At 63.9% G+C, this 16,019-nt stretch carries 11 protein-coding genes; 7 read left to right on the top strand and 4 right to left on the bottom strand.

Annotation, left to right across the window (positions count from 1 at the left end):
* Positions 1 to 56 precede the first annotated feature (56 nt).
* The 7 genes from IYX23_RS15425 (at position 57) to IYX23_RS20535 (ending at position 10,631) form a co-directional block, all read left to right on the top strand.
* Entirely contained in the window at positions 57 to 1,286 is a 1,230-nt protein-coding gene (locus IYX23_RS15425) for an FAD-dependent oxidoreductase (protein ID WP_196393604.1), read from the top strand.
* Between the two features lies 1 nt (position 1,287).
* Positions 1,288 to 3,042, top strand: a complete 1,755-nt coding sequence (locus IYX23_RS15420; RefSeq protein ID WP_196393605.1) for a NirA family protein — start codon at positions 1,288 to 1,290, stop codon at positions 3,040 to 3,042.
* Complete coding sequence (locus IYX23_RS15415) at positions 3,039 to 4,628, top strand: sulfite reductase subunit alpha (RefSeq protein WP_196393606.1); 1,590 nt, start codon at positions 3,039 to 3,041, stop codon at positions 4,626 to 4,628. The genes IYX23_RS15420 and IYX23_RS15415 overlap by 4 nt, the downstream gene beginning before the upstream one ends.
* Positions 4,629 to 4,636: 8 nt before the next feature.
* Positions 4,637 to 7,417, top strand: a complete 2,781-nt coding sequence (locus tag IYX23_RS15410) for a nitrate reductase (RefSeq protein WP_196393607.1) — start codon at positions 4,637 to 4,639, stop codon at positions 7,415 to 7,417.
* Positions 7,398 to 8,660 carry an MFS transporter gene (locus tag IYX23_RS15405; RefSeq protein ID WP_196393608.1) on the top strand — a complete coding sequence of 421 codons (1,263 nt, stop codon included), beginning with the start codon at positions 7,398 to 7,400 and terminating at the stop codon, positions 8,658 to 8,660. The genes IYX23_RS15410 and IYX23_RS15405 overlap by 20 nt, the downstream gene beginning before the upstream one ends.
* A 14-nt stretch (positions 8,661 to 8,674) precedes the next feature.
* Entirely contained in the window at positions 8,675 to 10,381 is a 1,707-nt protein-coding gene (locus IYX23_RS20655; RefSeq protein WP_196393609.1) for a protein kinase, read from the top strand.
* A 121-nt stretch (positions 10,382 to 10,502) separates the two neighbouring features.
* A complete protein-coding gene (locus IYX23_RS20535; protein ID WP_018406190.1) occupies positions 10,503 to 10,631 on the top strand; it encodes a hypothetical protein in 129 nt (42 codons plus the stop codon).
* Between the two features lie 55 nt (positions 10,632 to 10,686).
* Here the strand turns inward: IYX23_RS20535 and IYX23_RS15395 are convergent, their stop codons facing one another.
* The 4 genes from IYX23_RS15395 to IYX23_RS15385 all read right to left on the bottom strand — a co-directional run bounded on the left by IYX23_RS15395 (position 10,687) and on the right by IYX23_RS15385 (position 15,835).
* Positions 10,687 to 11,535: a hypothetical protein gene (locus tag IYX23_RS15395; protein ID WP_246716846.1), complete on the bottom strand. Its 849-nt coding sequence runs from the start codon at positions 11,533 to 11,535 to the stop codon at positions 10,687 to 10,689.
* 162 nt (positions 11,536 to 11,697) lie between these two features.
* On the bottom strand, positions 11,698 to 13,248 hold the full coding sequence (locus tag IYX23_RS15390) for a CHAD domain-containing protein (RefSeq protein WP_196393611.1): 1,551 nt from the start codon (positions 13,246 to 13,248) through the stop codon (positions 11,698 to 11,700).
* Positions 13,249 to 13,381: 133 nt separating this feature from the next.
* Positions 13,382 to 13,504: a hypothetical protein gene (locus IYX23_RS20530; protein WP_281431793.1), complete on the bottom strand. Its 123-nt coding sequence runs from the start codon at positions 13,502 to 13,504 to the stop codon at positions 13,382 to 13,384.
* Between the two features lie 297 nt (positions 13,505 to 13,801).
* On the bottom strand, positions 13,802 to 15,835 hold the full coding sequence (locus tag IYX23_RS15385; protein WP_196393612.1) for a hypothetical protein: 2,034 nt from the start codon (positions 15,833 to 15,835) through the stop codon (positions 13,802 to 13,804).
* Between the last annotated feature and the right edge of the window lie 184 nt (positions 15,836 to 16,019).

The following is a 16,019-nucleotide window of genomic DNA, read 5'->3' as shown; positions in this document are numbered from 1 at the left end:
ACGTAAGGCAAAGCGACCTGTGACCGGACCGTTCGGCCGTTCAGCAGAGTCGACACATGACTGGATTGCAGGATTGTAAAAGTCGCGAGAAACTCGTCGTTGTCGGCGCGGGCATGGCGGCCACGCGTTTCGTCGAGGAACTGACGAACCGGGCGCCGGATCGTTACGACATTCTCGTGATCGGAGACGAGCCGCGGCTTGCCTATAACCGCGTGCTGTTGTCTTCGGTGCTGGCCGGGGAAATGTCAGTCGATGACATCGAGCTCAAGCCCTCACAATGGTGGCGCGCCGCCGGCGTTGAGGTTCTGAGCGGCCGCAAGGTCGTAGAGATCAACGCGGCGGCCCGGCGCATCCTTCTCGATAAGGCCGAGAGCGTCGACTATTCGAAAATCGTGCTCGCCACCGGTTCGCGCGCGGCAAGGCTGCCGATCGAAGGCGCCGATCTTCCGGGCGTTCACGTGTTTCGCGACGTGACGGATGTCGAGGCGCTGTCCCGGCTGGGAAGGGAGATGCGCGCGCTTGTGATTGGCGGCGGCCTTCTCGGATTGGAGGCGGCCTACGGTCTCGCCCGGCGCGGCGTCGACGTGACGCTCGCCCACGTCATGGATCGGCTGATGGAGCGCCAACTCGATGCGGCCGGCGCCGACATCCTGCGCCGCCTCGTTGAAGAAAAAGGCGTGCGCGTGCTTCTCAACGCCAATGCGACGCGCATTTGCGGCGGGGGTCGCGTCGAAAAAGTCGAGTTCGCCGACGGACGAATGATTCCGGTCGGCGCCGTGATTTTCGCCGTCGGCATTCACCCGAACGCCGATCTCGCGCGACAGGCGGGTCTGGACGTTGGGCGAGGCGTGAAGGTCGACGATGCCCTCAAGACAAGCGAAGCCGGCGTTTTCGCCATCGGCGAATGCGCCGAACATCGCGGCGTCTGTTACGGCCTCGTCGAGCCGGCCTATGAGCAGGGCCGCGTTCTCGCCATGCGACTCGCCGGACAAGACGCGTCCTATGGCGGCAGCGTCGTCTCCACTAACCTGAAAGTCTCCGGCGTGCGCGTTTTTTCGGCCGGCGATTATCTCGGCGAAGGCGATGCGCGCCGCATCGTCTGCAAGGACCCGCGCATGGGGATTTATCGCAAGCTTGTCGTGCGCGACGACAGGCTCGTGGGCGCGATCCTGGTGGGAGATACGAATGGCGGCGCAGATATTCTCGATCTCATCCGCTCCGGCGCGGACATTTCATCTCAGCGCGACCAATTGCTGTTCGGCGCGCCGATGCAAGAGGCCGCCTGAAATGTCCGTCGATTTCACGCTCGACCAGAAGCGCTATCTCGAAGGCTTTGCAGCCGGCTTTTCCGCGCGTGGCGGACAAAAGGCGCCGCCCGCGCAAGCACAGCCGATGGGACCCGACGCCGCGCATGTATCCGCGCAGGACCGCGTCACGGCCGCAGGCGGCAAGCTCAACGATCAGGAAAAATGGAAGCGCGAAGAGCATCCGTTCGACGCCTGGCCGCGGCTTGTCGCTCAAGCGAAAGAGAACGCGCCGCCAAAGCCCGCCGACAATTTCCGTTGGCGCTACTATGGACTCTTCTATGTCGCGCCGGCGCAGGATTCCTATATGTGCCGGCTGCGCATTCCCAATGGCGCGCTCACCCATTGGCAGTTCGCCGGGCTTGCGGATCTCGCGAAAAATTACGGCGGCGGCTATCTGCATGTCACGACGCGCGCCAATATCCAGATCCGCGAAATCGAACCGAAAAACGCCACGAATATTTTGGAGGCGATTCAGGATCTGGGGCTCTGGAGCAAAGGCTCCGGCGCCGACAATATCCGCAACATCACTGGCACGCCGACCGCGGGCGTCGATCCGCAGGAACTCATCGACACGCGTTCTTATGCGCGCGCGATGCACCATCACATCCTCAACGATCGCTCGCTTTACGGACTGCCGCGCAAGTTCAACATCGCCTTTGACGGCGCGGGATTGATCGGCGCATTGGAAGACACGAACGACATTGGCTTTCAGGCCGTTGTCGTGAACGACGAGCAGGGCGTCGCGCCGGGCGTTTATTTCCGCCTCGCGCTCGGCGGCATCACCGGTCACAAGGATTTCGCCCGCGACACGGGCGTGATCGTTTCGCCGGACGAGGCGGTGGAGGTCGCCGACAAAATTCTGCGAGTCTTCATCGAGCATGGCGACCGCACCAATCGCGCCAAGGCGCGGCTCAAATATGTGCTCGACGCATGGGGCTTCGACAAATTCCTCGCCGCCGTCGAAGAAAAGCTGGGCCGCAAGCTGCTTCGCGTCGACGCGGCTGCGATCGCCACGCGCCCGCGTCAGGATCGCGCCGCGCATATCGGCGTGCATCCGCAAAAGCAGGCGGGCTTCAATTGGATCGGCGTATTGTTGCCGGTCGGTCGTTTCACCCCCGAGCAGGCGCGCGGTCTCGCCGAGATCGCGCGCCAATTCGGCGACGGCGGCCTGCGTCTCACCGTGTGGCAGAATGTGCTGATCACCGGCGTCGCCGACGAGCACGTCGCGGACGCTGTCGCGATGATCGCGGCGCTGGGTCTTTCGACGCAGGCCTCGCCGATTCGCGCGGGGCTCATCGCCTGCACGGGCAATTTCGGCTGCCGTTTCGCCGCGGCTGACACCAAGCGGCATGCGGAAGAGATCGCGGCTTATTGCGAGACCGCGGCGCCGATCGACACGCCGATCAACATTCATCTCACCGGCTGCCATCACTCATGCGCGCAGCATTACATCGGCGACATCGGACTGATCGGCGCGCGCGTGCCGGTGAATGACGAGGGCGACGCGGTCGAGGGCTATCACATTCTCGTCGGTGGCGGCTTTGCGGAAGACGCGCGCATTGCCTCGAAACTCTTTCAAAATGTGAAGGCGGAAGAGGCGCCCCAAATGGTGGCGAAAATTCTCCGCGCCTATCGAAAAAACCGGGCGAACGCGGACGAAACCTTTGTCGGCTTTGCCCGCCGTCACGACATCGAGGGGCTGCGTCGTCTCATCAACGAGGAGAGCATAGCGTGACCCATCTGTCGTCTCCGCCGTTTCTCATTCCGCCGAACGCGCCTTTCACGCCCGAGCAGCGCGCCTGGCTCAGCGGCTTCTTTGCCGGCTTTGCTGCGCCGGATGACAGCTCGATCACGCCGCTCTCGCCAGAGGCCAACGCCGCCGTGATGGCCGGCGCCGATAGCGACGATGGCGCGGCGCCGTGGCATGACCAGACGCTGGCGCTCGAATCGCGCATGCAGCTTGCCCAAGGCCGTCCGCTGCGTCGTCGCCTGATGGCGGCCATGGCGCAGCAAGACTGCGGCCAGTGCGGCTACATTTGCGAGACTTACGCGGATGCTCTCGCCACCAAGAAGGAAGCGCGCCTCAACCTCTGCGCGCCCGGAGGCAAGGACACGGCGCGCATGCTGAAGGCGCTTGCGGCGGAGCTGGATCAGCCTTCGCCAGCGCCGACCACTGTCGCCCAGATTGAACCCACGATCGCTTCAGCGCTCGGCTGCTCGCGCGACAATCCGGCGCGCGCGACGTTCCTTTCACGCCGTCGGCTGAACAAGGAGGGCTCGGAAAAAGACACCTGGCACATCGAGTTCGATCTCGGCGCCGGCGAACTCAGCTACAAAGTCGGCGACAGTTTCGGCGTGTTTCCCGAAAATGATCTCGGCCTCGTCGATCAGATCATCGCCATGCTCGGCGCCTCGCATGTGACGCCGGTGCGCGACAAGACTCTGCGCGACGCATTGCTGAACGACGTCTCGCTCAATCCGGCGCCTGATGCGCTCTTCGAGCTGATCTCCTTCATTACCGGCGGCACGCAGCGGGAGAAGGCGCGTTTGCTGGCGCAGGGCAGGGACCCCGACGGCGACGCGGCAACGCTCGACGTGCTCGCCGTTCTGCAGAAATTTCCAGGCGCGCGGCCGCATCCGGAGGCCTTTGTCGAAGCCTTGGAGCCGCTGCAGCCACGTCTTTACTCCATCTCCTCGTCCCCCAAGGCGACGCCGGGGCGCCTCTCGCTGACTGTCGACGCGGTTCGATATGTCGTCGGCAAGCGCAGGCGTCTTGGCGTCGCCTCGACTTTTCTGGCCGAGCGCATCGCGCCGGGCGACAGGCTTCCGGTCTATGTGCAGTCGGCGCATGGCTTCGCCCTGCCGGATGATCCTGCGACGCCGATCATCATGATCGGGCCTGGCACCGGCGTTGCGCCATTTCGCGCCTTTCTGCAGGAGCGCGCGGCGACCCGCGCGCCCGGCAGGAACTGGCTCTTCTTTGGACACCAGCGCTCGGCCTGCGATTTCTTCTACGCCGACGAATTCGAAACGATGAAGGCGACAGGTTTGCTCACACGTCTGTCGCTCGCCTGGTCGCGCGACGGCGCGGAAAAATTCTATGTGCAGGACCGCATGCGCCAGTCCGGCCGTGAATTATGGGCGTGGCTGGCGGAAGGCGCGCATTTTTACGTCTGCGGCGATGCGCAGCGCATGGCCAAGGACGTCGAACGCGCGCTTGTCGACGTCGTCGCCGAATTTGGCGCCCGCAGCGCAGATGAAGCGGTCGCCTTCGTCGCGCAGCTCAAGAAAAACGGGCGCTATCAACAGGACGTCTATTGAGGCCGCTCATGCTCGATGAAGTCCTGGCGCCCGCGCCGCTTGAAAGTCTGCACAGCAGCATTGCGCCTGTTCAGGCGACGACGACGCGCTCGACCTGCCCTTACTGCGGCGTCGGCTGCGGCGTGCTCGCGTCCGCAAATGGCGCCGACGTGATTGGCGATCCGGCCCATCCTGCAAATTTCGGCCGGCTCTGTTCTAAGGGCTCAGCTCTCGGCGAAACGCTTGGGCTGGAGGGGCGCCTTCTCTATCCGATGCGCCGTCAGTCTGACGGCGCCTTCGCGCGCGTGAGTTGGGATGCGGCGCTGGACGAAGCCGCGGAGGGATTTCGCCGCATCGTTGACAAGCACGGTCCTGACGCCGTCGCGGTCTACCTCTCCGGTCAACTGCTGACCGAGGACTATTACGTCGCCAACAAGCTGATGAAGGGCTTTATCGGCTCCGCCAACGTCGACACCAATTCGCGCCTGTGCATGGCCTCCACGGTCGCGGGCCACAAGCGCGCCTTCGGCGCCGACGTCGTGCCGGGCTGTTATGAGGATCTGGACGAAGCCGACCTCATCGTGCTGGTCGGCTCCAACGCCGCCTGGTGTCACCCTGTTCTTTTCCAGCGCATCATGCGCAACAAGGAAGAGCGCGGCGCCAAGCTCGTCGTCATCGACACGCGCCGCACCCCGACGGCGGAAAGCGCCGATCTGTTTCTGCAGATCGCGCCGGGCGCGGATCAGGCGCTTTTTTGCGGCCTGCTTGTCTATCTCGCGAAAGTCGCCGCCTTCGATATCGATTACATCGGCCGTCACACGGCCGGCTTGAGGCAAGCCCTGTTGGCCGCACAGACCATCGCGCCGACGATTGAAGCGACTGCATTGTCGACCGGATTGCGCGAGGTCGACATTGCGTCCTTCTTCGGATGGTTCGCGCAAACGCCGCGCACGGTCACTTGCTTCTCGCAGGGCGTCAATCAGTCGGCGCAGGGCGCCGATAAGGTCAACGCGATCATCAATTGTCACCTCGCCACCGGCCGCGTCGGCAAGCCCGGCGCCTCGCCCTTTTCGCTCACGGGTCAGCCCAACGCCATGGGCGGTCGCGAGGTCGGCGGGCTCGCCAACAGCCTCGCCGCGCATATGGGCTTCGAGCCCGCAAACATCGACCGCGTGCGCCGCTTCTGGAACGCGCCGCGCATGGCGACGCGCGAGGGGCTGAAGGCGGTGCAGATGTTCGACGCTGTATCGCGCGGCGACATCAAGGCGCTGTGGGTCGTCGGAACCAATCCGGCGGCGTCGCTTCCGAACGCCAATGCCGCGCGCGCCGCTCTCAGCAAGCTCGAACTCTTCATCGTCTCCGACAATGTGGCGTCGAACGACACGATCAACAGCGGCGCGCATCTGCTCCTGCCGGCGCAGGCGTGGGGCGAAAAGAACGGCGCGGTGACGAATTCGGAGCGCCGCATCTCGCGTCAGCGCGCCTTTATGCCTGCCCCGGGAGAAGCGCGCGCCGACTGGGCGATCTTCGCGGATGTCGGGCGACGCATGGGCTTTGCAGGCTTCGACTACCTTTCCTCCGCCGACGTCTTTCGCGAACACGCCGCCCTCTCGGCATTTGAGAATAACGGAACGCGCGCTTTCGATATTGGCGGTCTCGCGCGCTTAACCGATGCCGAATATGACGCGCTCGAGCCGGCGCAATGGCCGATTGATGAGAGCGACGGCAAAGGCCGCGCGCGACTCTTCGCTGAAGGCGGTTTCTTTTCGCCGGGCGGACGAGCGAAATTCATCGCACTGGCGAAGCCGACCTTGGCGACCACATTGACGCGGGACTTTCCGCTTCGGCTCAACACCGGTCGCATTCGTGATCAGTGGCACACCATGACGCGCAGCGGCGCGAGCCCGCGCCTTGCGCGGCATCTTCCTGAACCCTTCGTCGAGATCCATCCGTCAGACGCGACGGACCTTGGAGTCGACGACGGCGGTTTCGCCCGCGTCGCGACGCCCTATGGGAGTTGCGTCTTGCGCGCGGTGATAACGGACCGTCAGCCTGCGGGGCATATTTTCGCGCCGATTCACTGGACCGATGAAACCGCCGCGGATGCGCGCGTTGGCGCGCTTGTCGCGCCCTTCGTCGACCCTTTCTCGGGACAGCCGGAATCGAAGGCGACGCCCGCGATCGTCACCCCTTTGCGCCTCGCGCGCCAGGGCTTTCTTCTCTCCCGCAACTCGATCACGCTGCCCGAGGGCGTATGGTGGGCGCGCGTCGCCGTCGCCAATGGCTACGGCTATCGCGTCGCCGCCGACCTGTCGGATGACGACTGGACAGACGTCATCCGCGCCGCTGCGGCGAGCGAAGACGTCATCCATTTGATCGATGAGACGAAAGACCAGTTTTCCGGCGCAACCTTCCTTGGAGACCGCGCAACGCTCGTCTGGGCATTGTCTCCCGTTGCACAATCCTGGGACCTCGCGCTCGAACTCTTCGCCCGCGATCGTCTCGATCAGTCAGAGCGGCTGTCGCTGTTGTCCGGTCGCTCGGGCCGACAGCTGACGAATGACGGTCCGCTCGTCTGTTCATGCTTTAGCATCGGCCAAAAGCAAATCGAAGCCGCAATCCAACAAGGCTGCCGATCGGCGCTCGACGTCGGCAAGGCCACCCGCGCGGGCTCCAATTGCGGCTCCTGCCGGCCGGAAATTCAACGTCTCATCAAGATTTCTCTCGCCGCCGAGTCTGCGATGGATTTGGCGCGAGCGGACAAAACAAGCATGAAAGAAGGAGCATCTGATGAAACTGTCGGATTTTAAGAAGGCCGGTCATTGGCCGACGCTGCTTGCGGCCTTCCTCTACTTTGATATCAGCTTCATGGCTTGGGTCTCACTCGGCCCGCTGATGATTTACATCACCAAAGGCATGCCGATTTCCGTCGAGGACAAACTCTCGCTTGTCGCGATTCCGGTTCTGGGCGGCGCCTTCTTTCGCGTTCCGCTCGGCCTCCTCGCCGACGCGATCGGCCCGAAGATGACGGGCATCCTCGCGCAGGCGATCGTGATGTTCGCCGTATCTCTGGTGTGCGTCTTTGGCTTGAGCAGTTCGATCGCCATCGCGCTTTTCGGTCTGTCCCTCGGGCTCGCCGGCGCCTCCTTCGCCGTCGCCCTGCCGCAGGCGGGCCGCTGGTATCCGCCGCAATATCAGGGTCTGGTGATGGGCATCGCCGGCGCCGGCAATATGGGGGTCGTGCTCGACACGCTTTTTGCGCCCTCGATCGCCGAGGCCTACGGTTGGCAGACCGTTTATGGCGTTCTGCTCGCGCTGATGGTTTTGGTGCTGCTGATTTATTCGCTGGCCGCCAAGGACGCGCCCGGCGCCAAAACGACGATTGCTCTTGCCGACTACGGCAGAATGCTCGCGGACTCCGACAGCCGTTGGTTCATGTTCTTCTACTTCATCACCTTCGGCGGCTTTGTTGGCCTTGCTTCGGCGCTTCCGCTCTATTTCACGACGCAGTATCACGCCACGGGAGTCGCCGCGGGCCTCATGGTCGCGCTGATCGTCGCTTTCGGTTCGGGTTTCAGGCCCGTCGGCGGCTATATCGCGGACCGCATCGGCGGGGTGAAGACGTTGTGCTTCCTCTTCGTTCTCGTCTCCGCCTGCTATTTCGCCGTCGCCTTTCTGCCGGCGGGACCGGCCCCGGCGAAAGGCGTTGCGGGATGGGGTCTGATGCAGTTGCCGCCCGTCGCCTTTGCTGCGGTGGCGCTGTTCTCCGTCGGCGTGCTATCGCTCGGCATGGGCAATGGCGCGGTGTTTCAATTGCTGCCGCAGCGGTTCCGCCGGGAGATCGGCGCGATGACGGGCCTCGTCGGCGCCGCGGGTGGTTTTGGCGGATTTTTTCTCGCCAAGACGCTCGCCTACTCCAAAGGCGCGACGGGCGGCTTCACCGCCGGGTTCGTCTTCTTCGGCTTCCTTGCGCTGCTCGGTCTCGTCGGTTTGATCTTCGTGAAGACGCGCTGGCGCACGACCTGGGGCGCGGTTTCCGGCGCGCGAATCTGAGCTGAGGAACAGCCGTGTCGGTCGGCGTCGTTCATGATCTTCGAATCGAAGCGGGCTTTGCGACGCGAACGGGCCGACGGCCCGACAATCAGGACTATGTCGCATTTTGCCTGGGTCCAGGCGGCGCCGGCGCCTTGCAGGGCGTCGTCGCCGCCATTGCCGATGGCGTCGGCGGCCACAAGGGCGGGCGCGCGGCGGCTGAGACTGCCGTGCGCGCCTTCATCGACGGCTATTATGCGCAGCCGGAGACTTTGGGCGTCAGTCGCGCCGCCGCCCGTTCACTCGAAGCGGCCAACAGCTGGATCGCGGCGCAGTCGAGAGTCGATCCTTCATTGGAAGGCATGGCGACGACGTTCAGCGCGCTGATCCTGTCGCGTCGAAACGCCTTTATCCTCCATGTTGGCGATACGCGCGTCTACCGACTCGCTGGCGCCAGCCTCGAAAGACTGACGAAAGATCACACCTTAGGTCGCGGCGATTTCGCCCATGCGCTCCTTCGCGCTGTCGGCTTCGAGGATGCGCTCTTGTTTGACCAGGGAACGCATGGTCTCAATGTCCATGATCGATTTCTGCTGTGTTCGGACGGCGTTCATGGCGTGTTGCCAGACGCGAAGCTTCGTGCGCTGCTCGCCGAAAGGGGCGGGCCGCAGGAAACGTCGGAGAGGATTGTTCAGACGGCGCTCGAGGCGGGCAGCCATGACAATGTCACGGCGCTTGTCATTGACGTCGTCGATGTGCCGCCCGCCGACGAGCGCGCCTTGTCGCGCGCCTTCGCAGCCTTGTCGATTCGCGAGTTGCCGGCCATCGGAGATTTTGTCGACGATTTTCGAATTGTCGGCCTTCTGTCGGAAGGTCGCTACAGTCGGCTGATGCGGGCGACGGATCCGCAGAACGGAAAGGCGGTCGTTTTAAAATTTCCGCATCCGCGCGTCGCCGATGACGCCGCCTACCGGCTCGCCTTCGTCAATGAAGCCTGGGTTGCAGCGCGGGTGAGAAGCCCGTTCATCGGCGAAGTCGTCGAACTTCTCCCGGGCAGACAAAGCCGGCTGTATTCGGTGATGCCATATTACGATGGTGAGACGCTGGAGGGGCGCCTGCGGCGCGAACCGCGGATCGATCTTGCCGAAGGCGTTTCGATCGCGACGCGTTTGTCGCGCGCGATCGCGACCCTGCATCGCTGCGGCGTCATCCACCGCGACATCAAACCGGACAACGTCATTTTGCTCAAGGATGGCGGGCTGCGGCTCGTCGATCTCGGCGTCTGTCGCGCGCCGAACCTCGAGAATTTGCCGGAAGCGCATGCGCCCGGCACGCCGAGCTATATGGCGCCCGAGCTTTTCGACGGCGCCGCCGGCGACGAAGCGTCGGATCTTTATGCTTTCGGGGTCACCATCTATCGGATGTTCAGCCGTTGCTACCCTTACGGCGAGATCGAGCCGTTCAGCAGACCGCGCTTCACCAAGCCGCCGCCGCTTGCCCACAAGAGACCCGACCTTCCCGCCTGGCTCGACGCCGCCATCCTCAAAGCGATCGCCGTCGCGCGAGACGATCGGTTCGGCGATGTGCTGGAGTTCGCCTTCGAGCTCGAAAACGGCTCGGCGCGGGGACAACCGCTGGCGCTGCGCAAAAAGTCTCTCTACGAACGCAATCCCCTCATCTTCTGGCAAACGCTCTGTTTGCTGCTGGCGCTCTTCCTGGCGGTCTCGCTTTTCCATCGCTAGGAGCGGCCGTCGGCAATCCCCTTAAGCCGGGTGCTCCCGGTCGCTCCAGGCTTGTGCGTCGGCGCACAGCGCCAGCGCGCGTCTCTCCTTAACTTCTGATTAACGCAGAAAGGAGAACGTCATGGGACCGATGATCACGACAGGAATTTTTGGAGTCGTCGCTATCGCACTGGCCGCCGAAGCGCTCAACATCGCGATGGCGCTTGGCGAATTCAGTCACGTCGCCGCCTATAATGCGGGGCTCTTCTGACGCTTCGCGGTCGCGCGGCGGCGGCGTCTCTAAGCTGACGCTCAAAACGCTGTCCTTATCGATCGCGGCCGAGCGTCGGGAAGAAGCCTTTGCCGACATGCCGGGCGGCGACGTCGCCCAGAAGATCGCGCCACATGCGATAGGGATCGTTGAAAACGCCTTCTCCGAGATCTCTATCGGCGAGAGCCGCTGCCAAACACGCCATGGCCTGAGGCAAATCGTGCGCATTCTCCAGATAGAGAAGCCGCGTTCCGACCGACTCTTCGCCCATCAACGACATGGCGGCTGCGATTTCAATATTGTCGCGGCGCCCAAAGGCCACGCCGCAAACGCAGACGAGACAGGTCTCCCAAACAGCAGGGTCGGTCTCGTCGATGAAACTGTGCAAGCCTCTGACGATTGATGCGTAGACCGCTTCTCCTACAGCGGTAATGATCTTCTCAAGTTCGACCTGAACCTTTTCGAGAGCTTCCGGGAGTTCCGCCGGCGTCGCCATCTGACCTGCGGCCCAGTTGACTGAGAGCTGAAGGAGCTGGCCCAGAACGATTTGCGCGGGGGACACGAGTTCGGCGGGCAGCTCACGCGACAAACGCGACACAGCCTCCTCCAGCGCCTTATTCAGGCGTACCGCCGCAAGTCGTGCGGATTCAGGGTCTTTCCCGCGCACCAGGCGCGCCCAGGTTCCCTGGACGCCGATGACCGCATGCATCAGCGACTTGACCTGCGAAAGCCACGGCGTCGGCGGATAGGATTTTACGACCGCGCCATGCTCGATGCGCCAGATTTCGCCGGTCCCGATTAATGTGATCGCAGAGACCGGCGTCGATGCGAACACCTCGTCGCGATTTGCGCCATAAATCATTCGGAAGGTGGCGTTGATCTCGCTGAAAGGATCGCTCTGCATAGATTTCTCCCAATATCCGACATTCAATAAGACGGCGCGCATCGCGTATCGATGCTGTAATCCTCAGCGTCCAGCCGCTTCGCGGGGCCATGTAACATGGTGCCAAGGGCAATCCAAAAAATTATCGCGGAAACGCCCAATGGCGCGGCGATTGCGATTTCGTCATTTCCAGAACGGGCGGGTCTGCTCGAGATCTCTCCAGAGCGCCTTGGCGCCGGTCCAGCCCAATTCGGCGCGCGCCTGACTCGCCCCGATCATCCAGCCGATGGCGCGCTGTATCGAGGGAGCGTCGGCGCCGGGAACATCCGTTCCCGTGAACATCGCTTTCAGCGTCGCAGCGTCGTTGAGATCGCCAAATACGGTCTGCAGTTTTTTCAGATGCTTCAAAAAAGGATCGATTCGTTTCGCCGGAAATAAGGAGCAAAAGAACTCGACGGCATAGCGCAGCTTTTTGAGCTCCTTGCGCAACTCGTGGCGCTGTTCCACGGTTAGCGTCTCAAGTCCCTGGGCATGCTTGGCGGTTTTCTTCCAGCGCTTGTTGAGAGACGCGCGCGCGAGCGTTGTAATCGGCGCCGCCAGTCGCTCCGTCTGGCCGAAATCCTGCGCGACAAGCCAGCCGCGCGTCTCCACGAATCGCGCAAGATCGATGAGGAACGCCTGCACGCGCGCGCCGACAAGAAGCTTGCGCAGCTGCTCACGCCGTTCTTTCGCCTGCCGCGAGACCACATCGGCGAGCGCCGAAAGTCCGGGCTCGTCGGGATGAGTTGCGGCTTCGCGCCGCGCCATGTCGTTCGCCACCACATCGAGATCCCTCAGGCTCCCGACTTCTTGTCCGAGCCAGCGCGCCTCGGCGTCAAGCCGCTTCATCTCGGGGCTTCGCAGCACGGAGGCATAGACCGAAAATGCGCTGCGCAATCGCCGCAGGCCAACCCGCAGCTGGTGAGGCCCCTCGTCGTCGTCCAGCTCGCGAACGACGAGCACATTCGTGGCGATCTGATCGAGGCATTCGCGCAAGACGTCGCGCGCCGCTTGCTCGGCGGTTTGCGCCGGGTCGAGCAAAATATTTTGAGCGTTGCGGGGCGCAAGCGGCGGATCAATCCGCCCCTCTTGGGCTAACAAATATCCGCGCGCGGCCTTGGAAAGACGGGAGAACTGCAACCCGCCATCGGGAACCAGGATGAGCGCAATGTCGAACAGTCGGCTCGCGTTGCCGGCGAGGAGTTCGATTTCCAACTCGGAAAGTTCAGCAGAGCGTTCGCCAGCCCGAATTTCGCCAATGTCGAGCGCGAGCTCCGCGCGCGTGCCGTCGGAAAGCATCAACTCGCTCGTCCTGCGCGTGATCACGGTCTCGCAAACGGGCTGAAGCGTAGCGCCGTTGACGCAGTCAATGATCTCCTCCCGAATCGATGCATCGGAAATTGCATCGAGACACAGGCGTCCGCCAGGCGCCGGGTTTTCTAGCTCGCCGACCTGCGATAGGCCGCCATGCAACGTCGCCCTGGTTTTTACGCCCTGAATCCACCGACGCCCATCGCGCCTGAGCCTCAGCGCAATTCCCGCCTTGTTCAGTGCATGCTCGGGCGTATCGAGATAAATGCTTCTAAGCGTTTTCGTTACAGGAGCGCCGTGAGCCAGCTTCGATGCCTTCAGGCGCGCCCAAATCTCACTCGACATCTCCTTGTCCAGCAAGAGTTTTAGCTCGATCTCGCTCATGTGACGATTATATCATTTTGTAGCGCGCGTAGCGCTCGGTCGGCGCTATCTCTGCGGGTCGGTCCGGAGCGACTATGGCTGTGTTTGGTCGGCCCCTTTTCTCTGCTTCTTTTTCTTCAGCACGATCGTCAGCTTAATCGCCCCTTTTTGACACCTCTACAGATTTCAACAGGCTCTCTCCAAGAGAGATGCCGCCGCCGACAGCCTCAATCCACTGCTGCAGAATTTCCGCTTCGGTCTTGTCGCTATCTGTCATGTCGTCCTCTTAAACACGGGGGCTCTGGCATGGAACCGATGGTCTGAGCCAAGTGTGCATCGGCCACGATCGATCCAGACGCAGGTCATTCGCCTTTGTTCTGCTGCGCAGTAGAAGACGTTTTCGTCTTGCGCGACGCGTTCCGCGGCAGAATAATCCAATTCAGTGTCACATTCCTGAGAATCGAAGATTTTTGCGTTCACTGCATGCGGGGCGTGGAGGCAAATTGATCCGGTAACTCGCGATTGAGGCGAGACAGGTTCCGGCGAACAGCCGCAGGCCGCGCGGGCGTGGCCATCAGCGTCCAAACAACCCGCGCATCGCCGCAAATAATCCCTTCGATCGCTCCTGAGCCGGCGGCGCCTGCGCGAGGCTTTCGGCTTCGAGCCGCGCGACGTCGCGTTCGACGCCGGCGCGCGCGACGAGCGCGGCGAGAGTCGGCGCTTCATGCGGCGGCGCCCAGCCGCCAGCGCGCCGCAAGTCAAGATAGGCTTCGAGCATGTCGGCCGCGTCCGTCGCGCCGGCTTCAGCGAAATGCGCGCGCGCTCGTTCGACTGCGGCGGGGTCAATGATGAGTCGCGCCGCCTTCGCTGCTTCGCGCCTGACGCCGTCGTCGATCGCCAGAGCGACGCGCGCCTCGCGCAACGCGGCGACGTCCGGCTCTTTCAAAAGCGCGCGCATGAGCCGCGCTTCTTGCGTGGCGTCAACGCCCGCCGGCGCCATGCCTTGCGCGCCACACGCGTCGAGATAGCGCGCAAGCAGAGAGGGCGCGCTGCGTGCTGGGGCGGCTTCGGCGGAGGGGCGCGTGAACTGCGCAAATTCGCCGCCCTCCGCAATGACTGCGGCAAGCGCGGGATCGGCGCAAAAGGCGCCATAGCCGCCGAGCTGCTGCAGACGCGCGCGGGCCGGCCCCGTCTCGCCGATGACGAGCGCTGCGAAGCTCGCTTGCGCCAAAGGCTCGAGCGCATCCCACAGGCCCGGCGGCTCGAAACGCGCAGCGACTTCCGCCCGCGCCAGAGCGCCGTTCAGCGAAGCGACGAACTTGTCGCGTCGGCCTTTCAGACCGGCGGCTCGCTCGGCCACGGCGCGGGCGGCTGCGCCAGTCGCGGCGCGCGCGGCGTCGGCGGCGCGGCGCATGAGGTCGTCGAGAAGTCCCTCGTCATCCGTCGCGCGGCGGGGCGCGAGTGCGTCGCCTTCAACGCGGAAAAGCCGCGCGAAGGCGGGGCCGCCTGGATCGACCGGGGCGACCCCGAGATCGCCGGGCGCCGCGGCGGGGCAGACAAGGCCGACGTCATCGCCAAGGGCCGCGCCGTAAAATTCGATTTCCGCGGTTTCGCCCATGCCGGGCGCGGCTTTCTCGCGGCTGCGACGCAAGGCGATTCCGTCGACCTCCGCCTCGTCAGGATCGACAAGCAGCGCCAATAGATTGCCGACGACAACCGGCTCCGCCGTTTCCGCCGCGTCGGGATGTTCATGCGGATCGCCTGTCGCCTGCCGCAGGTCGTCGAAGGTGAGCGGATCGACGGCCGGTTCTCCCGCCGACCGCTGCTCGAGCGTCCAGCCTTTCAGCCGCCGGCGCTGGTTCATCGCCAGCGCGACGCTGCATCGGCCAAGCAGTGTGGCGCTCTCTTCGATCGAATCGGGAATTCGCAGCCGAAGGATGATGCGCGGCGCGCCGGATTCGCGCAGCCAATGCTCCATAATCGCGAAGGGCGCCTCGCGCGCGTCGGCCGCCGCCGATGATTCGAACGGCGCCGCCTCCAGGACGAGTCGGCTCTGATAGGCCGGGAAGATGCGGCGCGCCGGCGCGAGGCGGATGACGACGGCGTTGTCGGCGCGTTCGACGACGCGGCGCTGGCCGATCGCCCATACCAATCGCGCGCCGGCCGCTGCGGTCTGCTCGCGCGACAGCCGTTCGACGTCGCCGCGCGCCGGAAACGCCGCCAGCCGAAAGGCGACGGGGTCGGCGCCGCCGGCGTCCGGCAGCAACGTCAGGAGAAGGCGCCAGTCGCCGCCCTGCGGCAGTTCGCGCTCCGCGGAGAGCGCCAGGATGAGTTCGGCGCCATCGGCCGCGGTCAATCGCACGAATCGATGCTCAGAAGGCACGTCAACGACAATGATGCGGGCGCGCCAGCGCGCGGCGCCGATGACGTCGATGAGCGTGGGCGCGCTCGTAAAGCGCTCGTCGCGCGCCGAGACGACCGTGAGTTCCGGCCGGACCGCCGCGCGTTCGGCGCCCTCGAACCAGCCGATGGCCAGCCGGCGCCGCCCATCCCAATAATAGTCGAACTGCTCTCTCCACATTGACGGCCGCGCCCGATCGTGAGGCATGGCGCCGTCGCCATGCGAAGCTGAAGTCGCCCGAAGCATATCCGCGCGCGCGGCAATCGCGCAATTCAGCGCCGTCACGCTCGCCGCCGCGCCAAATTCTCGTGCCGTGTCATGACGTTGTTCCGCCACATAGTCCGCGTAAACGGCATGAGCGCCGACCGCCGCCTTCGCAATAGGGCTCCCC

It is taken from the genome of Methylocystis sp. L43 (genome assembly GCF_015709525.1).
In the GTDB taxonomy this organism is placed as follows: domain Bacteria; phylum Pseudomonadota; class Alphaproteobacteria; order Rhizobiales; family Beijerinckiaceae; genus Methylocystis.
This window is presented reverse-complemented; position numbering and strand designations above follow the sequence as displayed.